This window comes from Streptomyces sp. ISL-96, from assembly GCF_018614035.1.
GTDB lineage: Bacteria > Actinomycetota > Actinomycetes > Streptomycetales > Streptomycetaceae > Streptomyces.
In genome coordinates this window covers 55896-76955 of record NZ_JAGGPA010000010.1, presented here as the reverse complement: position 1 = coordinate 76955, position 21060 = coordinate 55896, and the positions used below count along the sequence as shown (strand labels likewise).

The window sequence follows — 21060 nt, the reverse complement described above, 5'->3', positions numbered from 1 at the left end:
CCCGATGAGTTCGACGAGTTCGACGATTTCCTCAGTCCTTGTGGCCAACCGTGGCGAGATCGCCTGCCGCGTCTTCCGTACGTGCGCGCACCTTGGCATCGCCACGGTCGCCGTGTACTCCGACGCGGACTCGGGTGCGCTTCACGCACGTTCCGCGGATGCTGCGGTACGCCTCCCGGGAACGGCCCCGGCCGACACGTACCTGCGCGGCGATCTCGTCGTGAAGGCCGCCCTGGCGGCCGGTGCCGACGCGGTGCATCCCGGGTACGGATTCCTCTCCGAGAACGCCGAGTTCGCCCGCGCCGTACTGGACGCTGGTCTGGTGTGGATCGGCCCGCCGCCGGCGGCGATCGACGCCATGGCCTCCAAGACGCGCGCCAAGGAACTCATGGCGGCCTCCGGCGTGCCCCTCCTGGCCCCCGTCGACCCCGACACGGCCACCGAAGCAGACCTCCCTCTCCTCCTCAAGGCGGCGGCGGGCGGCGGCGGCAGGGGCATGCGTGTCGTACGCGATCTCTCGTCGCTCCCCGGTGAGCTGACAGCGGCCACCGCTGAAGCGCGGTCCGCCTTCGGCGACGGGGAGGTCTTCGCCGAGCCGTACGTCGAACGCGGCCGCCACGTCGAGGTCCAGGTGATGGCCGACGCGCACGGCACGGTGTGGGCGCTCGGCACCCGTGACTGCTCGCTCCAGCGCCGGCACCAGAAGGTCGTGGAGGAGGCCCCTGCACCCGGCCTGGACGACACCCTTCGTACGACGCTTCACGATGCCGCCGTGGCGGCGGCAAGGGCGGTGGACTACCGGGGCGCGGGAACGGTCGAGTTCCTGGTCTCGGCCGAGGGCCGCCCGTACTTCCTGGAGATGAACACCCGCCTCCAGGTCGAGCATCCCGTGACGGAATCGGTGTTCGGGATCGACCTGGTGGCGCTCCAGCTGCGCGTCGCCGAAGGCGAGGCCCTGCCGCCGGAACCGCCAGCCCCGTCAGGCCACGCGGTGGAAGCCCGGCTCTACGCCGAGGACCCGTCCCGCGACTGGCAGCCCCAGACCGGCCCCCTGCACGCCCTGAGCGTCGCGGAGAGCCCCGGACTGCGGCTCGACAGCGGGTACGCCGCCGGGGACGCCGTAGGAGTGCACTACGACCCGATGCTGGCCAAAGTGATCGCCCACGCGCCGACCCGCGCCGAAGCCGTACGCAAGCTCGCCCACGCCCTGGAGCGCGCCCGTATCCACGGACCGGTGACCAACAGGGACCTGCTCGTACGCTCGCTCCGCCACCCCGACTTCGCGGCGGGGCGGCTCGACACAGGGTTCTACGACCGGCATCTGGACGTGCTCACCGAGGCGTCCGCGGACGCTCCGCAAGGCGCGTACGCCGCGCTCGCCGCGGCCCTCGCCGACGCCGCCGCGCGGCAGGACACGGGAACGACGACGACGGCTCGCCTCGGCGGCTGGCGCAACGTGGCGTCCCAGCCGCAGGTGAAGACCTACCGGGCCGAGCCCGACGGGACAGAGCACGAAATCCGCTACCGGGCCACCCGAAACGGCTTCACCGCGGAAGGCGCTCCGGGCGTTCGCGTGCACGACGTACGCACAGAGCACGTGACGCTCGAAATCGACGGCGTACTACGGCACTTTCAGATCGCCGCACACACCTTGGGCCGTACGCACGTCGACACGTCCACGGGCGGTTCGCACACTCTCACCGCCCTGCCCCGCTTCCCCGATCCCACCGCCGGCACCGAACCGGGGTCCCTGCTCGCGCCCATGCCCGGAACCGTCGTCCGCGTCGCCGAAGGGCTCGCGGAGGGCGCGCACGTCACCGCCGGACAGCCCCTGCTCTGGCTGGAGGCCATGAAGATGGAGCACCGGATCTCTTCTCCCGCCTCCGGCACGCTCACCGCGCTCCACGCCGCCCCCGGCCGCCAGGTCGAGGTCGGCGCCCTGCTCGCCGTCGTACAGGCCGAAGAGCCTGGCGAAGAGTCCCAGGAGGAACAGCAGTCATGAGCACCGCCGTTGCAGAGACCGAAGAACACAAGGCGCTCCGAGCGGCCGTCGCCGCTCTCGGGAAGCGCTACGGACGCGACTACATGACCACCGTCATACGCGAAGGACGGCACCCCGACACGCTCTGGGCGGAGGCCGCCAAGCTCGGCTACCTGGGCGTGAACCTTCCCGAGGAGTACGGCGGAGGGGGCGGCGGGATAGCGGAACTGTCCATCGTGCTGGAGGAGCTGGGGGCGGCCGGCTGTCCGCTCCTCATGATGGTCGTCTCGCCCGCCATCTGCGGCACCGTCATCGCGCGTTTCGGTACGGACGCACAGAAGGCCGCCTGGCTGCCGGGCCTCGCCGACGGAAGCCTCACCATGGCCTTCGGCATCACCGAACCCGACGCCGGATCGAACTCCCACCGGATCACCACCACGGCCCGCCGCGACGGCACGGACTGGCTGCTCACGGGACGCAAGGTCTTCATCTCCGGCGTCGACATCGCCGACGCGACCCTCATCGTCGGCCGCACGGAGGACGCCAGGACGGGCAGCCTCAAGCCGTGCCTGTTCATCGTCCCCCGCGACACCCCTGGCTTCGGGCGCTCGCAGATCGACATGGAACTCCAGGCACCGGAGAAGCAGTTCGAACTGGTCCTCGACGACGTGCGGCTGCCCGCCGAAGCCCTCGTCGGCGACGAGGACGCGGGCCTCCTCCAGCTCTTCGCCGGCCTCAACCCCGAGCGCGTCATGACCGCCGCCTTCGCCCTCGGCATGGGCCGCTACGCCGTCAGCAGGGCCGTCGAGTACGCCAAGGACCGCACCGTCTGGAAAGGCCCCATCGGCGCCCACCAGGCCATCGCCCACCCGCTCGCCCAGGCCCACATCGAACTCGAACTGGCCCGCCTGATGATGCAGAAGGCGGCCCGCCTCTACGACGAGGGCGACGACCTCGGCGCGGGCGAGGCCGCCAACATGGCGAAGTACGCCGCCGCCGAGGCCTGCGTGAAGGCCGTCGACCAGGCCGTCCACACCCTCGGCGGCAACGGACTCACCCGCGAATACGGCCTCGCGTCGCTCATCACCGCCGCCCGGGTGGCCCGTATCGCGCCCGTCAGCCGCGAAATGATCCTGAACTTCGTCTCTCATCAGTCCCTGGGTCTCCCCAAGTCGTACTAGTACGCGCGATTCTGGCCACCACCCATACCGCGGAGGGGACCGTCATGGCGTTCCAGAGCGAGTACACACCCGTCGAGCCCGTCGAACTGCCCATCCACGAGGCGGTGCTCGGCAGGGCCGCCGAGTACGGCGAAACGCCCGCCCTGATCGACGGGACGAACGGCGACACGATCACGTACAGCCAACTGGACGTCTTCCACCGGCATATCGCCGCAGCACTCGCCGAGGCGGGCGTGCGGAAGGGCGACGTACTCGCCCTGCACAGCCCCAACACGATCGCCTACCCGGTGGTCTTCTACGCCGCCACGCGCGCCGGAGCCTCCGTCACGACCATCCACCCGCTGTCCACGGCGGAGGAGTTCGCCAAGCAGCTCGCCGACTCCTCCGCCCGCTGGATCGTCACGATCTCGCCGCTCCTGGGCGTCGCCCGCAGGGCCGCCGAAGTCGTCGGCGGGATCGAGGAAATCTTCGTCTGCGACAGCGCCGAGGGACACCGCTCCATCCTCGACATGCTCGCCTCGACCGCACCCGAACCGCAGCTCACCATCGACCCGTGCGAGGACATCGCGGCGCTCCCGTATTCGTCGGGCACCACAGGCGTTCCCAAGGGCGTGATGCTGACGCACCGCAGCATCGCCACCAACCTGGCGCAGCTGGAGCCCTTCCTCCCCATGGGCCCCGGCGACCGCATCCTGGCGGTTCTTCCCTTCTTCCACATCTACGGTTTGACCGCTCTCATGAACGCGCCCCTGCGCAATGGTGCGACGGTCGTCGTACTTCCGCGCTTCGACCTCGACCAGTTCCTCGGCGCGATCCAGGAGCACCGCATCAACGGCCTGTACGTGTCGCCCCACCGATCGTCCTGGCCCTCGCCAAGCACCCCGCCGTCGCGAAGTACGACCTGTCCGGCCTGGAGTACATCGTCAGCGCCGCCGCCCCGCTCGACGCCGCTCTCGCACAGGCATGCTCGCACCGCCTCGGTCTGCCACCCGTCCTCCAGGCGTACGGCATGACGGAACTGTCGCCCGGCACACACGCCGTTCCCCGGAACGCACCGAACCCGCCCCCGGGAACAGTCGGAAAGCTGCTCCCGGGAACGGAAATGCGCATCCTCTGCCTCGACGACCCCACCACCGACGTGGCCGTCGGAGAGGAGGGCGAAATCGCGATCCGCGGCCCCCAGGTGATGAAGGGCTACCTCGGCCGTCCCGAAGCCACCGCCGCGATGATCGACGCCGACGGATGGGTGCACACCGGTGACATCGGAAGGGCCGACGCGGACGGCTGGCTGTTCGTCGTCGACCGGGTGAAGGAACTCATCAAGTACAAGGGCTTCCAAGTCGCACCGGCCGAACTGGAAGCGCTCCTGCTCACCCACGAAGCCATCGCCGACGCGGCCGTCATCGGCGTGTACGACGAGGACCGCAACGAAGTACCCATGGCGTACGTCGTCCCGCAGCCGTCCGCGCGCCTCACCGAGGACGACGTGATGGCGTACGTCGCCGAGCGCGTCGCCCCGTACAAGAAGGTCCGCCGCGTCGCCTTCATCGCAAGCGTCCCCAGGGCGGCCTCCGGAAAGATCCTCAGGCGCGAACTGCGCGAACGTGAAGGGGAACACGCATGACCCTGGTACCGACCGCACACGAACGCGGGATAACCACCCTGACCCTCGACTCACCGGCGAACCGCAACGCCCTGTCCGCGCGGCTCGTCGGTGAGCTCCGCGACGCACTGTCCGCGTGCGCGGAGGACCCCTCCGTACGAGCCGTACAACTCACCCACACAGGGACCACCTTCTGCGCGGGAGCCGACCTCAAGTCACCGCCGGACCCGGCGGCCTTCGTCGCCCTCCTGCGAGCCGTCGTCGAACTGCCCAAGCCGGTCGTGGCGCGCGTGCGGGGACACGTGCGCGCGGGCGGCCTCGGCCTGCTCGGCGCGTGCGACATCTCGGCGGCGGGCCCCGGCGCTAGCTTCGCGTTCACCGAGTCCCGCCTCGGGCTGGCCCCCGCTGTCATCTCGATGCCACTGCTGCCGCGCCTGGACCCGCGCGCCGCCGCCCGCTACTACCTCACCGGGGAACGGTTCGACGCGGCCGAGGCTGCCCGTATCGGGCTGATCACCGCCGCGTCCGACGACCCTGACGCGGACGAGGCACTCGCACCCGTGCTCGACGGGCTGCGCAGAGCCTCCCCGCAAGGCCTGGCCGCGTCCAAGCGCCTGGTCACGGCTACAGTGCTGGCAGCCTTCGACCGGGACACGGACACGCTCATCGAGCGGTCCGCGCACCTCTTCGCCTCACCGGAGGCGGCCGAAGGCGTGACGGCATTCCTCGAACGACGGGACCCCGCATGGGTGCTGTGACCCCGACCCCGACACCAGCCGCAGGCGCGACACCGGCCACCGGCAAAGCCCCCAAGCAGGACCGCTCCAGGGCCACCAGACAGCGCCTGCTGGAGGCCGCCGTGTCCTGCCTGGCCGAGCGCGGCTGGGCAGGCTCCACGGTGTCAGTCGTCGCGGAACGGGCCGGCGTCTCACGGGGCGCCGCCCAGCACCACTTCCCGACCCGGGAAGACCTCTTCACGGCGGCCGTCGAGTACGTCGCCGAAGAACGTTCCACGGCACTGCGCGCACTGTTCCCACACGGCGCCACCAACCGCGCGGCCGTCGTGAGCGCCCTCGTCGACCTCTACACGGGACCGCTCTTCCGGGCCGCCCTGCACCTGTGGGTCGCCGCCTCCAACGAGGACCAGCTGGGCGCCCGCGTCACCGAGCTCGAAGCCCGCGTCGGCCGCGAGACCCACCGCATCGCCGTGGAACTCCTCGGCGCCGACGAATCGGTACCCGGCGTACGCGAGACCGTCCAGGGCGTCCTCGACATGGCCCGCGGCCTCGGCCTCGCCAATCTCCTCACCGACGACGCGTCGCGCCGCGACCGCGTCGTGGCCCAGTGGGCCACGCTGCTCGACGACGCACTGGACTGAGGGGCCGGCGGACCGGCCCCTCAACAGACCTCAGCGAGCGATGTCGTCGAAGCCGGTGACCTCGCGCGGGCTGCGCGAAGCCGGACCGACGTACCGCGCGGAAGGCCGCACCAGACGAGCCGTGCGCTTCTGCTCCAGGATGTGGGCACTCCAGCCCGCCGTACGCGCACACGTGAACATCGACGTGAACATGTGCGCCGGGACCTCCGCGAAGTCCAGCACGATCGCCGCCCAGAACTCGACGTTCGTCGCGAGCACCCGGTCGGGCCGCCGCGCGTGCAGCTCCTCAAGGGCGGCCTTCTCCAGCGCCTCGGCGACCTCGAAGCGCGGCGCGGCGAGCTCCTTCGCCGTACGCCGCAGAACGCGCGCCCGCGGGTCCTCGGCGCGGTACACGCGGTGACCGAAGCCCATCAGCCGCTCGCCCTTGTCGAGAGCCTGCTTCACGTACGCGGTCGCGTCACCGGTGCGCTCGATTTCCTCGATCATGCCGAGGACGCGCGAGGGCGCGCCACCGTGGAGCGGTCCCGACATGGCACCGACCGCACCCGAAAGCGCCGCTGCCACGTCCGCGCCGGTCGACGCGATCACGCGCGCCGTGAACGTGGAGGCGTTCATGCCGTGCTCGGCGGCCGACGTCCAGTACGCGTCGACAGCCTTGACGTGCTTGGGGTCGGGCTCGCCGCGCCAGCGCTTCATGAAGCGCTCCACAACGGTCTCCGCCTTGTCGATCTCCTTCTGCGGAACCATCGGCAGACCCTGCCCGCGCGCCGACTGGGCGACGTACGACAGCGCCATCACGGCGGCCCGCGCCAGGTCGTCGCGCGCGGTCTGCTCGTCGATGTCGAGCAGCGGTTTCAGGCCCCACACGGGGGCGAGCATCGCCAGCGCGGACTGCACGTCGACGCGGATGTCACCGGAGTGGACGGGGATCGGAAACGGTTCGGCGGCCGGCAGGCCGGGGTTGAACGCGCCGTCGACCAGCAGGCCCCACACGTTCCCGAAGGACACGTGCCCGACGAGGTCTTCGATGTCGACTCCCCGGTAACGGAGCGCACCGCCCTCCTTGTCCGGTTCTGCGATCTCCGTTTCGAACGCTACGACTCCTTCGAGTCCGGGTACGAAGTCGGACATCAGGCGGCTCCTCATGACGTGTTCGACAGGCGGCAATCGGCTTGTGACCAGGGGGCATGCGGGCATGTTTTAAGTGCCATGGGTCACCCCGGTGATTCCCCGCGCGGCCGGTGGTCACCCAACCGCCTCGGAAGCAGGCACGATAGCCCCTGCTGTATGGAGGCCACAGTGCCCGGCGCCCACATTTTGGCGGGTTCCGCCGATGCGGGGAAGCGTGATTACCGGCACACTGCCCCATTTCCCGCGCAGAGGGTTGATGGCACCAGGTGCCGGGCACAATGAGCCGCTGCGGCAGGATGGCACCGTGCCGAACCGAGATTTCGATCCCGCCGCCATGCGTGAGCACTACCGCAGCGAAGCCTTCAGCGAGGCCCAGCTCGCCGACGAGCCGATGGATCAGTTCGACCGCTGGTTCAGGGAGATCGCGACGGGCGGCCTCCACGAGCCGAACGCCATGGTCGTCTCCACGGCCACCCCCGACGGCCGGCCCTCGTCCCGCACGGTGCTGCTCAAGCAGTACGACCGACGGGGCTTCGTCTTCTTCACGAACTACGCCTCCCGCAAGGGCCGGGAAATCGCTTCCAATCCGTACGTCTCGCTGCTCTTCCCGTGGCACCAGGTCGCCCGCCAGGTGATAGTCACCGGTACGGCGGAGCGGATCGGCCGAGACGAGACAGCGGCGTACTTCAGAACGCGCCCGCACGGCTCACAGCTGGGGGCCTGGGCGAGCGCGCAGTCGTCCGTGGTCGCGTCCCGCGAAGAGCTGCTCGCCCGCTACGACGAGCTGGCGGCGCGCTACCCGGAGACCGAACGCGTACCGGTGCCGCCGGACTGGGGCGGCTACCGGATCGTTCCCGAGACGGTCGAGTTCTGGCAGGGCCACGCGAACCGCCTGCACGACCGCCTCCGGTACGTCGCCGAGGACGGCACCTGGCGCGTGGAACGCCTCTGCCCGTAGGACGTGCCCGAAGTGCCCCCGGAACGCAGAAACCCGCGGGCTCTGGTCCCTCCGAAGAGGAGCCGGCCGGACTTACCGGCGAGCCCGCGGGTCAGTGACTGCTGGGATTTCGGCCGACGGTCTGTGTCGGCCTGCACTAAGTGCGACGACGGGCCGTCAGCCCGCAGTCACCTCACGAGTCCGAAATGACATCACTTCCGAACCACCTCCCTTCACGTGTGCCGCAAGCCTAAGAACCGCTCCCGCTCGCCACAAGTGAATTACGGGAGGCGTCTATTTCGGTGAACCAGGTGTGTGCTGCGTCACGTTCCAGTTGAATGATCCCGAGTTCCGCAGACAGCAGTGCGGCAGACGGCAGTGCAGCAAAGGCGAACACCTGCAGGGGGTGCCAGGTGAGTGCTTCCCGGATTGGCGAGACCACCGACGCGTACGGTCCCGACGAGCCAGGGCCCGGTTCCGACGATCTTCTTGCCGCGCTTCTCGACGGCATGGACGCGGCGCTCTGTGCCTTCGACGCGGACGGGGTGATCACCCACTGGAACCGCGAGGCCGAGCGGATCCTCGGGTGGACGGCCGACGAGGCGGTCGGGCGGGTCGGTCTCGCGGGGTGGGCGGCGAGGACGGCGGACGCGGACGAGGTGCAGGGGCGGCTGATGTCGGCGATGCACGCTCCGGGCCGTCAGGTGCACGAATTCGCGCTTCTGCGGAAGGACGGAGGGCGCGTTCTCGTACGTACACAGTCGGCGGGAGTGCGCGGTGCGGAGGGCAAGCCCGCCGGGGTCTACTGCGCGTTCAGTGAGGTGCACGCGCAGATCGACCTGGAACGGGCGATCGCGCTGAGCGAGGCGCTGTTCGACGACGCGTCCTGGGGCGTCGTTCTGGTGGACGTGGACCTGCGTCCCACCGTCGTCAACACGCACGCGGCGCGCGCGCTCGGAGTGGGGCGTACGGCGCTCCTGGGACGCCCGCTGGGGGAGCTCATCCTCCAGGGCTTGGAAGAGCTGGAGGGCGCTCTGCAACACGTACTGGCGGAGGGGGCGCCGCCGTCCCCCGCCGAGCTGTGGGTGACGCTGCGCAGGGCGGAGGCGGGCGGGAAGGGCGAGCGGCGGCGGTGCTGGCGCAGCGGCTTCCTGCGACTGGCCTCGCCGCTCGCGGAGGAACCGGTCCCACTGGGCGTCGGCTGGCTGTTCCAGGACATCACCGAGGCGAAGACCGCGGAACAGGAAGCCGCGCAGCTGCGGTTCCGCGGCAACCAGCTGCACCGCGCCGGGCGCGCGGCCGCCGAGTGCGAGGACCCGATGGAAGCGGCGTTGTCGTACCTGGACTTCGCCCTCGCCGGATTCGCCGACCACGCGCTGGTGGATCTGGCGGTGGGGGATCACCCGGCCCGCCTGGTCCGGGTCGCCGCCACGCCGTCGGGCGCGCCGGGCCCGTGCCTGCCGGTGACCGGCGGAGCCGGCATCCCCGTGCCGTATCCGGCCGGTCATCCGGCGCTCCAGTGCCTCGACCGTCTCGGCTCGGTGCGGGCGAGTGGGGGCCCTGAAGACTGGGCGGTGCAGCGCCAGTGGCCCAAGGACACCGTGCACGCCTTGTGCACGGTGCTGCGCAGCCGCGGCCGGACGCTGGGGGTGGCCACCTTTCTGCGCGGTCCGAGCCGCACCGCCTTCGAGCGCCCGGACGCGACGTACGCGGAGAACATCGCCGTGCGGGTGGCTGCGGCGATCGACTTGGCGCAGGTGCTGAAAGCGACGTAAGAAAGGGGAGGTAAGGAAGGAATCCGGGAACGGGCCGTCCTACGCCGCGTGCAGCGCCAGCGTCGGGGAGAGCCGTGCGGCCCGTACGGCCGGGTACAGGCCGGCGATCGTGCCGATGACCAGCGTCGCCCCGAATCCGCCGCCGACCGCCCATGGGGGCACGACCCACGGCAGGCCGCCGGAGTACGCGTAGATCCCCGTCGCGGCGGCGCCCATCGCGACACCGGCCAGGCCGCCCAGGCCCGAGAGCATCAGCGACTCGGTGACGAACTGGATGCGGATCTGGCCGCGGGTGGCACCCAGGGAGCGGCGAAGCCCGATCTCGTAACGTCGCTCCAGCACGGAAATGATCATGGTGTTGGCCACCCCTACCCCGCCGACCAGCAGCGCGATCCCCCCGAGTCCGAGGAGCAGACCGCTGAACGCACCCTTGGTCGCGGCCTTCGCCTGAAGGGCCGACGAAGGGTCGGTGACCTGCACGTTCTGGGGATTGCGCGGGTCGACCGTGGAGGCGATCAGCTTGCGCACCGCGTGTACGGAGGAGTCCGACGAGCGTTCGTACACCGACGTCGGGTGGCCGTCGAAGCCGAGCAGCTTCTGCGCGCCCTGCCAGCCGGCCAGTGCGGAGCGTTCGATCTCGGGAGAGAGCGGCAGGGGGCCGAGGATGCCGACGACGGTGAAGTACCGGTCGCCGATGTAGACCTGCTGACCCGGGGAGGTGATGCCGAGCCGCTGGGCGGCGACATGGCCGAGCACGACCGAGGGGTATCGGCCGCTGGCCTGGTTGAGCCACCTGCCGGCGGCGACCTCACCGCGCAGGACTTTCAGCAACTCCTCCGTCGCGGCCTTGACCGCGATGCCGCCCGTCTCGTCCTCGGAGATCTTCTCGCTGCGCCGTACCGCTTCCTTGATGTCGCCTGTCGCGGCCGCCTCCTCCACCCCGTCGATACGTCCCACCATGCCGACCGCGTCCTTGGGCAGCTTGACGTCCTCCCCGGAGAACATCGGTTCGCCGGGGGTCGCCACGAGCATGTTGGTTCCCAGCCTGTCGAGTTCGCGCATCAACTGGGCCTGGCTGGACGCGGAGACGCCGACCACCGCGATCATCGTGGCGATTCCGATGGCGATGCCCAGTGCGGACAGGACGACTCGCACAGGGCGGCTGCGCAGGCCGGCCGAGCCGACGTGCAGGACGTCGCGGGGGCCGAGCCGGGCTGCTCTGAGCCGTGCACGGACGGGTGTGCGGGCCATCAGTTGTCGCTCCTCAGGTCCGCCACGACCCGGCCGTCGCGGATGCGGACCTGGCGGGGCAGCCGCTCGGCGATCTCCGTGTCGTGAGTGATGACCGCGATCGTCGCGCCCTCCTTGTTGAGGTCGTGGAGCAGTGCCATCACCGCTTCCCCGGAAGCGGAGTCCAGTGCTCCGGTGGGCTCGTCGGCGAGCAGCAGATCCGGCTCGCCGACGACAGCACGGGCTATCGCCACCCGCTGTTTCTGCCCGCCGGACAACTCGTGCGGCTTGTGCCCCATCCGGTCCGCCAGTCCCACCCGGTCGAGCGCGTCCGAGGCCCGCCGGCGCCGCTGCGCGGGCGAAAGACCGGAGTAGAGCAGCCCCTCGGCGACGTTGTCGCGGGCGCTGATGCCGGGCACCAGGTGGAACGCCTGGAAGACGAAGCCGACATGCTGGGCGCGCAGTGCGGACAGTTCACGGTCGGTGAGCGCGGCGACATCGTGTCCCGCGATGGCGACCGTTCCGGCGGTCGGCCGGTCCAGGGTGCCGACGATGTGCAGCAGGGTGGACTTGCCGGAGCCGGACGGGCCCACGATGCCCAGCAGTTCGCCCTCCTCGACCGTGAGGTCGACGCCGCGCAGTGCGGCGACACCGCCGGGGTATTCCTTGGTGACTTCTCTCAGTTCGACTACGGCGCTCATATCTTGGGCACCCCGACCAGCATTCCGTCGCGCAGTCCGCCGCCGCTGACCTCGACCCGGCCCTGCCCGAACATGCCGAGTTCGACCTTCACCTCGCGGGACTTGCCGTTCGCGACGACCTCGACGCCGAAGCCGCCGCCCGGCAGTGCGAGAAGTGCGTTCACGGGAACGGACAGAACGCCTTCGCGGGTCTCTCCGGTGAGGTTGACGGTGACCGGGGACTGGTCGAAGCCGCTGACCTTCCGCGGTTCGTCGAAGGAAACGGTCACGTCGATCTTGGGCGCCGTGTCCTGCGGGTCGTCGCCCGCCTTCGCGGTCTTGCCGACCGCCGAGACCTCACCCCGTGCGCTGGAGCCGTCCGGCAGGCCGACGGTGACCTTGGTGTCGGCCTTGGCGAGCTTTTGGTCGGTGACGTCCAGCTTGAACGTGACGACCCTCTCCGAGCCTGTGGTGGTGAAAACGGGCCGGCCCGGTGCCGCCTGGTCTCCGACAGCCGACTCCGCGCTCTTGATACGTACCGGACCCGGCGCGAAGGCGATGTGCTCGGGACCGACGCGGCCGGTCTGCTTGAGTTCGTGAGCCTTCTGCCAGCGCTTGACGGCGGCCGCGGTCAGCGACGTGTACTCGTCGTCGACGGTGAAGCCCGTGTAGCCGAGGGCGGCGAGGTTCTGTTCCAGCTGTTCGACGTCCCTGCCCTCGTCGCCGGTCTTCAGCGTCCGGTACATCGGTCCGGCGCCGTACATCAGGCGGACGGGCTTGCCGTCGACCTCGTAGAGCGTGCCGTCGTGCTTCACCGCGGAGCCGGTGCCGGCGGCCCAAGTGAGCGTTCCCGTGACGCCCGCGTTGAGTTTGCGTTCCTTGGCGTAACCGAGCGTTCCCTCGACCTGGGTGCTGTCGCTGAGGTCGCCGCGCTCGACGGGAGCGGTAGCGGGCGGCAGAGCGGAGTCCCGTGGAGGTTCGCTCCTGCCCGGGGTGCTCAGGGCGGTGGCGGCGACGGCGCCGCCGGTTACGGCGAGGACCACCACGGCGGCGACGACTGTCCTGCGCGCCTTCATCGCATGATGCTTTCGCAGGCCTTGTTGGCCTTCTCGAACTTCTCCTTCTCGACGCCCTTCGGTATCGGCAGCGCTTCCGTCATCCCGCCGTCGAACTTCGGATCGGGCATGTTGTAGCCGTTCTTGCGCATGCACTGGGCGTGCTTGAGCATCTTGTCCTTGTCGGCCTGGGTGATCCCCGCCCGCGCCGAGCCCGGCCCGCCCTTCCCGGAGCATGCCTTCAGCGCCTTCTCCATGGCTTCCTTGCTCAACCCGTCGCCGCTGATCGTCATGCCGCGCTCGTCCTCGCCCGGCTTGGGGTCGGGGACGTCGAGCCCGTTGTCACGCAGACACTTGCGGTGCTTGGCCGCGTCGTCGCTGGCCTTGCCCGCGTTCGTACCGGAGTCCTGCGATGTGTCATTGCCGCTGCCGCTGCCGCCGGAGCAGGCCGAGGTGAAGAGGGCGATCGCGGCGAATCCTGAGGCGAAGGCCGCGGAGCGTGTACGGGAACGGGCGGGTGTCCTGGTGCTCATGGTTTTTCTCCTTCTGAGGGGGACACCGCGAGCGTTCCAAGGAACGGCATTTCGTTTCTCTCAAGCCGGACGCTTACATCGCCGAAAGGTCCCCTTCAGGTACACAGAGCGCATGCGTGTGCTGCTGGTGGAGGACGAGGCATTTCTGGCCGAGATGATCGCCGAGGGCTTGCGCCGCGACGCGATCGCGGTGGACGTGGCGCCCGACGGCCTGACGGCCCTGCGCAAACTCGGGCTGGGCGAGTACGACGTACTGGTCCTGGACCGCGATCTGCCGGGGCTGCACGGCGACGACGTGTGCCGCAAGGTCGTCGAGCGGCGGCTGCTGACCCGCATCCTGATGCTGACGGCCTCGGGGGCGGTACGGGATCGGGTCGACGGCCTGGGCCTCGGCGCCGACGACTACCTCACCAAGCCGTTCGCGTACGACGAACTGCTCGCCCGCGTCCTGGCGCTCGGCCGGCGCGCCCGGCCCGCACTGCCCCCGGTCCTCGAACGCGCGGGACTGGTCCTGGACACCGCCCGCCGGCAGGTCAGCAGGGACGGCCGCTACCTCGCGCTCTCGCGGAAGGAATTCGCCGTACTGGAGACCCTCATGCGCGCCGACGGGGCGGTGGTCAGCGGCGACGACCTGATCGAGCAGGTGTGGGAGGAGGACACCAGCTACCGCACCAACGCGGTCCGCGTCACCCTCAGCAAACTGCGCGCGAAGCTGGGTGAGCCGCAGGTGATCGAGACGGTCCCGGGCGCGGGCTACCGGGTCGGTCGTGCGGCATGACGAGTGAGCGCGGGCGTCTGACGGCGCTCTACGGCGGCCTGCTCGTACTGGCCGGAGCCCTGCTGATCGGCTTCGTCTACCTCCTCGTACGGGACGCACTGCACTCCAGCATCAGCACGGCGGTCACCACGACGGTGCCGTACGCCGACCTCGCCGTCCCGGGCACGGACCCGGACCGCGACCCGGACTGGCGGGAAGCGGCCCCCGCCCGGCGGGCGGAACCGGGCGCCCCCGTCGACCTCGGCCGGGGTGTGGCGGCGGAGTACGCGGCGACCCGGCGGATCAGCAACGCGGCCGAGGACGCCGCACTGGAGAGCCTGCTGACGGTGTCCGGCGTGGCGCTCGCCCTCTTCTCGGCCGCCTCCGTGGCGCTGGCCTGGTGGATGGCGGGCAGGGTGCTCCGGCCGGTCGGGGTGATCACCGCGCGGGCGCGCCGGCTGTCGGGCGAGAACCTCCACGAACGTCTCGCCCTCAAGGCGCCGCCCGGCGAGCTCAAGGAACTCGCCGACACCTTCGACGGAATGCTCGACCGGATAGAGCAACTGGTCTCCGCCCAGCAGCGCTTCGCCGCCAACGCCGCCCACGAACTGCGGACGTCCCTCGCCGTGCAGCGGGCAGCGGCAGAGATCGGACTGGCCGACGAACCGTCGCCGGAGAAGGTCGCCCGTATCCGCGAGAAGCTCATCGAGACGGCGGGGGAGAGCGAGCAGCTCATCGAGGGCCTGCTGCTTCTCGCGGTCTCCGACCAGGGGCTCCAGCGCCGTGAACCCGCCGCGCTGGACGCGATCGCCCGCACGGTGGCGACGGGGCTGACCGAGGACGCCCGGTGTCTGGGCATCACGGTGGAGGCTTCGGCGCAGCCGCTGACGGTACGGGGAGACGCGGTCCTGCTCGAACACCTCGTCCACAACCTCGCCGCTAACGCGATCCGCCACAACCACCCAGGGGGCCGGGTGCGGCTCCGTGTGTCCCCTGACGGCCTGGAGGTCTCCAACACGGGCCCCGTCGTCCCGCCCGCTACGGTGCCGCGCCTTTTCGAGCCGTTCCGCCGCGCGAGGGAGCGCCACCACGCGCCGGGTGAGGGGGCGGGGCTGGGGCTGTCCATCGTGGCGTCCATAGCGCGCGCCCACGGAGCGCTGACGGCGGCCGTGGCCAACCCGGGTGGCGGGCTGACCGTACGGGTGACGTTCCCGGGAACGTAGGGCGACGACCTGATCAGTGCCGGTAGAAGATCCGGTCGCGGTACTCCGTCATCACGCGGCCGTTCCATTCGTGGCCGCCGTCGACGTTGCCCGAGCGCAGCAACGGCGGTTCGATGCCGCGCTCCGCGAGGTCGCCCGCGGCGGTCGCCATGACGGCCTGCACCAGAGCGCTCGTCACGACAGTCGACGCGGGCGCGAAGGGCGCCTCGATGCCCGGCGCCGTCAGCTCCGCGTCGCCGACCGCGATCTTGCTGTCGAGGACGATGTCGCAATGGTCCTTGAGGTACGTTCCCGAGACGTGCCGGGACTTCGTCTCTCGCGTGTACGCCACCGAGGTCACGCCGATGACCTTCAGGCCGAGCGCCCGCGCGTTCATCGCCATCTCCACCGGCAGCGCGTTGCGCCCCGACAGCGAGATGATCACCAGTACGTCGCCCGGCTTGGCGGGGCTGCTGTCCAGCACGGCCGCCGCGAGTCCGTCGACGCGTTCCAGGGCGGAGCCCAGGGTGGCGGGCATGACGTCCACGCCGACGGTCCCCGGAACGGCGAGCAGGTTCATCAGGGCGAGGCCGCCGGCCCGGTAGACGACGTCCTGGGCGGCCAGCGAGGAGTGGCCGGCGCCGAAGGCGAAGAGCCGCCCTTCCGCCGCCACCGCGTCGGCGATGGCGGCGCCGGCGGCGGCGATGTTCTGGGCCTCCTCGTCGCGGACGCGGTGCAGCAGCCCGATCGCGGCGTCGAAGAACTGACCGGCCAGTTTGCTTTCGCTCATCGCGCAGGGCCCTTTCCAGCGGTACATCGTGCGAGTGTCGTGCGACGGTGGCGCGGATCACGTTGCGGTCTGGACCAGTGCCGTGTCAATACGGCTTCCGGTCGGCGCGGCGCGGTTGTCAGCGCTATGCGTCAGAATTGGGTCAGGGCCAGCGCACGAGTAATCGAGGGGCACGTATGTCCGGACTGATCGACACAACGGAGATGTATCTCCGCACCATCCTCGAGCTCGAGGAAGAAGGCGTGGTCCCCATGCGCGCCCGTATCGCCGAGCGGCTCGACCAGAGCGGACCGACAGTGAGCCAGACCGTGGCGCGTATGGAGCGCGACGGTCTGGTGACAGTGGCGGGCGACCGTCACCTGGAGCTGACCGACGAGGGCCGCAAGCTCGCGACTCGCGTGATGCGCAAGCACCGGCTCGCCGAGTGTCTGCTCGTCGACGTGATCGGCCTGGAGTGGGAGCAGGTCCACGCGGAGGCGTGCCGCTGGGAGCACGTGATGAGTGAGGCGGTGGAGCGGCGCGTCCTGGAGCTGCTGCGTCACCCGACGGAGTCTCCGTACGGCAACCCGATCCCCGGCCTGGAGGAGCTTGGCGAGAAGGCCGAGGCGGACCCGTTCCTGGACGACAACATGGTCAGCCTGAACGATTTGGCACCCGGCCCGGAGGGCAAGACCGTCGTCGTACGCCGGATCGGGGAGCCGATCCAGACGGACGCCCAGCTGATGTACACGCTGCGACGTGCGGGCGTACAGCCCGGTTCGGTCGTGAGTGTGACGGAGTCTCCCGGCGGGGTGCTTGTCGGCAGCAGTGGCGAGGCCGCGGAGCTCGGTGCCGAGGTGGCCTCGCACGTTTTCGTCGCCAAGCGGTGACACCGGCGCTCCTGCGGCAATGACCCCCGGCCCCATGGCCGCTGGGGCCGGTCCGGGGATCCTCCGGAATCCCAGCGACCGGACGGATCCCGTGCCAGGCTGTGAACCGAAGCACTTGATGTGAGGGCCGCCGACCGGTCTGCCGGTTCGGTCGGGGAGGGGGCAGGGGATGCGCCCGTCGCACTGGTACGGCCTGGGGGGTCGTCCTGTTCGTCTTATTCGTTCTGTTCGTTCTCTTCGTTGTGAAGGGGATGGCTCCGGCGCCCTGCGGCGCCGGAGCCTGTCCTCCCCTGCACTGACCCGGAGCCCCGAGCTCCCAGGGTCAGCTCCCGCGGTCCGTCTTCCCCGAGCGGCCCGCCTCCCGCTGAAGATCTCCCCTCGTCGGCGGGAGTCAATCCTTGAGCGTGGTCACTCGAAAGAGGGGTGTTGCGCGCCGCAGGCGTGTTTTCGAATACGGGTTCGATAGTCTGGCTGGGCTCGACCACTCATGGATGGACCACCCGGGGGACGAAGGGGGTGCCAGGACATATGGCGCGGCGCATTGACGTGACCGGAGCCGGCGGCGTACGCCTCGCGGCCTGGGAGTTCGCCGACCCGCCCAAGGGGAGCGGGGAAACCGACCGCGCACCCGGGGTCTTACTGCTCCACGGCCTGATGGGCCGGGCCTCGCACTGGGCGGGCACGGCGCGCTGGCTCTCCGAGCGCTACCACGCGGTCGCCCTCGACCAGCGCGGCCACGGCCGCAGCGACAAGCCGGCCGACGGCCCTTACACCCGCGAGGCGTACGTCGCCGACGCCGAAGCCGCGGTCGAGCAGCTGGGTCTCGCGCCCGTCACGCTCATCGGCCACTCCATGGGCGCCCTGACGGCCTGGCAGCTCGCCGCCAAGCGCCCCGATCTGGTGCGCGCGGTCGTCATCTGCGACATGCGGGCGGGTGCGCTCGGCGCCGCGTCTCAGCGTGAGTGGGACGACTGGTTCAAGTCGTGGCCCGTCCCGTTCGCGACGCTCGCCGACGTACGCAAATGGTTCGGCGAGGACGACCCCTGGGTGGAGCGGCCGAGCCCGGCCCGCGGTGAGTTCTTCGCCGAGGTCATGGCCGAACGGGCCGACGGCTGGCGCCCGCTCTTCTCCCGCCGCCAGATGCTCACTTCCCGCGAGACGTGGGTGTACGACGCCCACTGGGAGGAGCTGGCGCTTGTCCAGTGCCCGGCCCTGGTGGTGCGCGGCCTCGACGGCGAACTGGGGCGGGCGGAGGCGCAGGAGATGGTCAGGGTGCTGCCGCGTGGGCGGTATGCGGAGGTGGTCGACGCGGGGCACCTCGTCCATTACGACGAGCCGGAGGGCTGGCGCGCCGCGATCGAGTCGTTCCTGGAGGAGACCGCCGAGGAACCGGTCGTTCCGCCCCTGGGCCACCCCTGAGCCGCCGGGGGTCGGCCGGCGGGGCCGCTGCTCATCCGAGCTGAGGGCTTCGCCGGGGCAGCCCGGCCGGACAAGGCGCGTGCCAGGGTCAGCCCTTGCTTACCGCGGTCAGGATCTCCGGGAGCCGTGCCGCTGCCTGCGGTGCCGACCAGCGCACGCCTGCCCAGGAGATCAGCGCGCCGTACGCCGTGCCCAGTGGTAGCACCAGCCACAACCAGTCCTGTGCGCCTGCCACATGAAGCCAGATCGTCAGCGTGATCAGCGGCGCACACAGCAGCGCCGCCGCGATCATGCCGCCGACCATCGAGATCCAGGCGAGGCCCGCCTGGCCCGGCGCGACGTTCTTGTGCGTGCTGCCCTGCGGGATCGAGTACGGGAAGCGGACCGAAGCCACCGCCCCCGTCGCCAGCATCGCGCCGAGCAGCGCGAAGGACAGGCCGAGCGCCTCGGGTAGGGCGCGCCAGTTGCCCACCAGCGCCGCCGTGAGGACGGTGACCAGCGCCGAGTACGGGAGCGTGACCACCAGCAGCGCCAAGGCCCGGGCCCGCAACTCCTCGTACGCGTCCTTCGGCGTGGAGATCGTCATGGCGACCATCCAGAAGGCCGAGGTGTCCTGGCCGAACTGGTTGTACATCTGGATGCCGAGCATTCCGGCCGCGAAACACGCGAAGTAGATCGTGCCCGTTCCCTGAAGCGCGTTGAACACCGGCACGATCAGACCGATCACCAGCGAAGTCACCCAGGCGGCCTTGGTCTTGGGGTCCCGCCACACGTACCGCAGACTGCGCTCGATCACCGCGCCCGTACGTCCGCCGGGCAGCCACCGCCCGCCGAGCCCCGGCGACGACTCCTTGCGGGCCGGCTCCGCGGCCTGGAGCGTCGAGCCGTCCGGTGACGTCATCAGCTTCACCAGACTGCGCTCCCAGGACCACAGCAGCGCGGCCAGCGCCGCCACGGCCAGCAGCAGCTGCGCCGCGCCACGGCCGTACGCCCCGTCGCTCACCGCGTCCACCGCGCCTATCGCCGACGCGGGCGGCACCCAGCTCAGTACGTCCGCGACCGGGTCGACCCGCGAGAGGCCGCCGGCGGTGCTGAGCCGCTGGGCGCCGAAGTTGACCACCTGGAAGCCGACGGCGATCACCAGACCGCTGAGCACGGCCAGATCGCGGCCCTTACGGCTGGTCAGCAGCCGGATGTTCGCCGCAGCCACGGCACGCGCCAGCGCCAGGCACACCAGCAGCGTCAGGGCCACGGCGAGGACGCCGACCACGGCGGCCGCCGCGCCGTGGGCCACGGCGATCACCGACCCCAGCGCTAGGCAGAACGTGAACAGCGGTCCGATCCCGACGAGCGACGCCGTCAGCAGCGCCCGGATCAGCGGGCGCGGCCGCAACGGCAGCATGACCAGGCGGGTCGGGTCGAGCGTCTCGTCGCCGCTGGGGAAGAACAGCGGCATCACCGTCCAGCCGAGCCCGAGAATGGCCGTCAGCAGCACCACCACGGTCGTCGCGTGTTCGTTCCCGCGAAGCACCACAAGACCGATCAGCTGAAGCGCCGCGAAGAGCAGCGCGAGCACACCGGAGAGGACGTACGCCGTCCTGCGGCCGGTCGACTGCCGCAGCCCGTTGCGCAGCAGCGACAGCTTGAGCCGTACGAAGACGGACGTGATCCCGGGAACGGTCGTTACGCCCGCGCTCACCGGGCGCCACCGCCGAGCCAGTCCAGACTTTCCCCGCTGTCCCGGCTGTTCGCACCGACCAGTTCGAGGAAGGCGTTCTGGAGGGTGGGCGCGTCGCCGCGCACCTCTGCGAGCGTTCCCTGGGCGCGGATACGGCCCGCCGCCATCACCGCGACCCAGTCGCACAGCGACTCGACGAGCTCCATCACATGGCTGGAGAAGACGACGGTCGCGCCGGACAGCGTGTACCGCTCCAGCACGCCACGGATCGTCTGCGCGGACACGGGATCGACACCCTCGAAGGGCTCGTCCAGGAACAGCACTTCCGGGTTGTGCAGCAGGGCGGCGGCCAGGCCGATCTTCTTGCGCATGCCGGTCGAGTAGTCGACGACCAGTTTGTGCTGCGCGCCCGCCAGGTCCAGTACGTCGAGGAGCTGCCTCGCCCGCTTGTCGACCTCGGCGCCGGGCAGCCCCCGCAGCCGCCCGGAGTACGCGAGGAGTTCACGCCCCGACAGCCGCTCGAACAGCCGCAGTCCCTCCGGCAGTACGCCGATCCTGGCCTTCACCGCCACCGGGTCCTGCCATACGTCGTGCCCGCCGACCAGGACCGTCCCCGCGTCGGGGCGCAGCAGCCCCGTGACCATCGAAAGGGTGGTGGTCTTCCCGGCGCCGTTCGGCCCGACCAGGCCGATGAACTTGCCCGCGGGCAGCTCCAGATCGATGCCTCCGACGGCGATCTGCTCGCCGAAGCGCTTCCACAGGCCCTCTACACGAACGGCGGCGGGCGGCGCCATGTGCGCTCCGCCCGCCTCTTCTGGTCCCACGGCCTTCTCAGGCATGTCGCACAACCTCTCGGTGTCC

The 21060-nt window shown here is 70.5% G+C and carries 18 protein-coding genes and 1 pseudogene; 11 read left to right on the top strand and 8 right to left on the bottom strand.

What is annotated here, in order from left to right; genetic code table 11:
* Nucleotides 1-4 precede the first annotated feature (4 nt).
* The 5 genes and pseudogenes from J7E96_RS07110 (at nucleotide 5) to J7E96_RS07090 (ending at nucleotide 6143) form a co-directional block, all read left to right on the top strand.
* Nucleotides 5-2002 (top strand): biotin carboxylase N-terminal domain-containing protein, encoded by a 1998-nt coding sequence (locus J7E96_RS07110; protein WP_215128584.1) that lies wholly within the window; start codon nucleotides 5-7, stop codon nucleotides 2000-2002.
* Nucleotides 1999-3162 (top strand): acyl-CoA dehydrogenase family protein, encoded by a 1164-nt coding sequence (locus J7E96_RS07105; RefSeq protein WP_215128582.1) that lies wholly within the window; start codon nucleotides 1999-2001, stop codon nucleotides 3160-3162. Before J7E96_RS07110 ends, J7E96_RS07105 begins: the two co-directional genes overlap by 4 nt.
* 44 nt (nucleotides 3163-3206) lie before the next feature.
* Nucleotides 3207-4786 (top strand): annotated as a pseudogene (locus J7E96_RS07100) (4-coumarate--CoA ligase family protein).
* Nucleotides 4783-5523: an enoyl-CoA hydratase family protein gene (locus tag J7E96_RS07095; protein WP_215128580.1), complete on the top strand. Its 741-nt coding sequence runs from the start codon at nucleotides 4783-4785 to the stop codon at nucleotides 5521-5523. Before J7E96_RS07100 ends, J7E96_RS07095 begins: the two are co-directional and overlap by 4 nt.
* The gene (locus J7E96_RS07090) at nucleotides 5511-6143 is read left to right on the top strand and encodes a TetR/AcrR family transcriptional regulator (RefSeq protein WP_251069521.1); all 633 of its coding nucleotides are present in this window, start codon (nucleotides 5511-5513) and stop codon (nucleotides 6141-6143) included. The genes J7E96_RS07095 and J7E96_RS07090 overlap by 13 nt, the downstream gene beginning before the upstream one ends.
* Nucleotides 6144-6173: 30 nt before the next feature.
* On the opposite strand, the gene J7E96_RS07085 is transcribed toward J7E96_RS07090, so the two are convergent.
* The gene (locus tag J7E96_RS07085; protein WP_215128578.1) at nucleotides 6174-7274 is read right to left on the bottom strand and encodes a citrate synthase 2; all 1101 of its coding nucleotides are present in this window, start codon (nucleotides 7272-7274) and stop codon (nucleotides 6174-6176) included.
* A 334-nt stretch (nucleotides 7275-7608) separates the two neighbouring features.
* Between J7E96_RS07085 and pdxH the strand changes: the two genes are divergently transcribed.
* Together pdxH and J7E96_RS07075 are read left to right on the top strand one after the other, a co-directional pair.
* A complete protein-coding gene (gene pdxH, locus J7E96_RS07080) occupies nucleotides 7609-8232 on the top strand; it encodes a pyridoxamine 5'-phosphate oxidase (RefSeq protein ID WP_215128624.1) in 624 nt (207 codons plus the stop codon).
* A gap of 392 nt (nucleotides 8233-8624) precedes the next feature.
* On the top strand, nucleotides 8625-9986 hold the full coding sequence (locus J7E96_RS07075; RefSeq protein ID WP_308295866.1) for a PAS domain-containing protein: 1362 nt from the start codon (nucleotides 8625-8627) through the stop codon (nucleotides 9984-9986).
* A gap of 39 nt (nucleotides 9987-10025) precedes the next feature.
* Here J7E96_RS07075 and J7E96_RS07070 read toward each other — a convergent pair whose 3' ends face one another.
* Genes J7E96_RS07070 through J7E96_RS07055 form a run of 4 tightly spaced genes read right to left on the bottom strand, consistent with a single transcriptional unit; the run spans nucleotide 10026 to nucleotide 13484 of the window.
* Entirely contained in the window at nucleotides 10026-11237 is a 1212-nt protein-coding gene (locus J7E96_RS07070; RefSeq protein WP_215128575.1) for an ABC transporter permease, read from the bottom strand.
* Nucleotides 11237-11917 carry an ABC transporter ATP-binding protein gene (locus J7E96_RS07065; RefSeq protein ID WP_215128573.1) on the bottom strand — a complete coding sequence of 227 codons (681 nt, stop codon included), beginning with the start codon at nucleotides 11915-11917 and terminating at the stop codon, nucleotides 11237-11239. The genes J7E96_RS07070 and J7E96_RS07065 overlap by 1 nt, the downstream gene beginning before the upstream one ends.
* Complete coding sequence (locus tag J7E96_RS07060) at nucleotides 11914-12972, bottom strand: peptidoglycan-binding protein (protein ID WP_215128571.1); 1059 nt, start codon at nucleotides 12970-12972, stop codon at nucleotides 11914-11916. Before J7E96_RS07060 ends, J7E96_RS07065 begins: the two co-directional genes overlap by 4 nt.
* Nucleotides 12969-13484 (bottom strand): hypothetical protein, encoded by a 516-nt coding sequence (locus J7E96_RS07055; RefSeq protein ID WP_215128569.1) that lies wholly within the window; start codon nucleotides 13482-13484, stop codon nucleotides 12969-12971. Before J7E96_RS07055 ends, J7E96_RS07060 begins: the two co-directional genes overlap by 4 nt.
* A gap of 112 nt (nucleotides 13485-13596) precedes the next feature.
* Between J7E96_RS07055 and J7E96_RS07050 the strand changes: the two genes are divergently transcribed.
* Both J7E96_RS07050 and J7E96_RS07045 read left to right on the top strand, forming a co-directional pair.
* On the top strand, nucleotides 13597-14262 hold the full coding sequence (locus J7E96_RS07050) for a response regulator transcription factor (RefSeq protein ID WP_215128567.1): 666 nt from the start codon (nucleotides 13597-13599) through the stop codon (nucleotides 14260-14262).
* The gene (locus J7E96_RS07045; protein ID WP_215128565.1) at nucleotides 14259-15464 is read left to right on the top strand and encodes a HAMP domain-containing sensor histidine kinase; all 1206 of its coding nucleotides are present in this window, start codon (nucleotides 14259-14261) and stop codon (nucleotides 15462-15464) included. The genes J7E96_RS07050 and J7E96_RS07045 overlap by 4 nt, the downstream gene beginning before the upstream one ends.
* 13 nt (nucleotides 15465-15477) lie before the next feature.
* Here the strand turns inward: J7E96_RS07045 and J7E96_RS07040 are convergent, their stop codons facing one another.
* Complete coding sequence (locus J7E96_RS07040) at nucleotides 15478-16233, bottom strand: SIS domain-containing protein (protein WP_215128563.1); 756 nt, start codon at nucleotides 16231-16233, stop codon at nucleotides 15478-15480.
* A gap of 176 nt (nucleotides 16234-16409) precedes the next feature.
* Between J7E96_RS07040 and J7E96_RS07035 the strand changes: the two genes are divergently transcribed.
* Nucleotides 16410-17102 (top strand): metal-dependent transcriptional regulator, encoded by a 693-nt coding sequence (locus J7E96_RS07035; RefSeq protein WP_069928273.1) that lies wholly within the window; start codon nucleotides 16410-16412, stop codon nucleotides 17100-17102.
* Nucleotides 17103-17630: 528 nt separating this feature from the next.
* Nucleotides 17631-18521: an alpha/beta fold hydrolase gene (locus J7E96_RS07030; protein WP_215128561.1), complete on the top strand. Its 891-nt coding sequence runs from the start codon at nucleotides 17631-17633 to the stop codon at nucleotides 18519-18521.
* Nucleotides 18522-18609: 88 nt separating this feature from the next.
* Here J7E96_RS07030 and J7E96_RS07025 read toward each other — a convergent pair whose 3' ends face one another.
* Together J7E96_RS07025 and J7E96_RS07020 are read right to left on the bottom strand one after the other, a co-directional pair.
* Nucleotides 18610-20220, bottom strand: coding sequence for a transporter (locus J7E96_RS07025; protein ID WP_215128559.1), 1611 nt, complete (start codon nucleotides 20218-20220; stop codon nucleotides 18610-18612).
* Nucleotides 20217-21038 (bottom strand): ABC transporter ATP-binding protein, encoded by an 822-nt coding sequence (locus J7E96_RS07020; RefSeq protein WP_215128557.1) that lies wholly within the window; start codon nucleotides 21036-21038, stop codon nucleotides 20217-20219. The genes J7E96_RS07025 and J7E96_RS07020 overlap by 4 nt, the downstream gene beginning before the upstream one ends.
* Nucleotides 21039-21060: the final 22 nt, after the last annotated feature.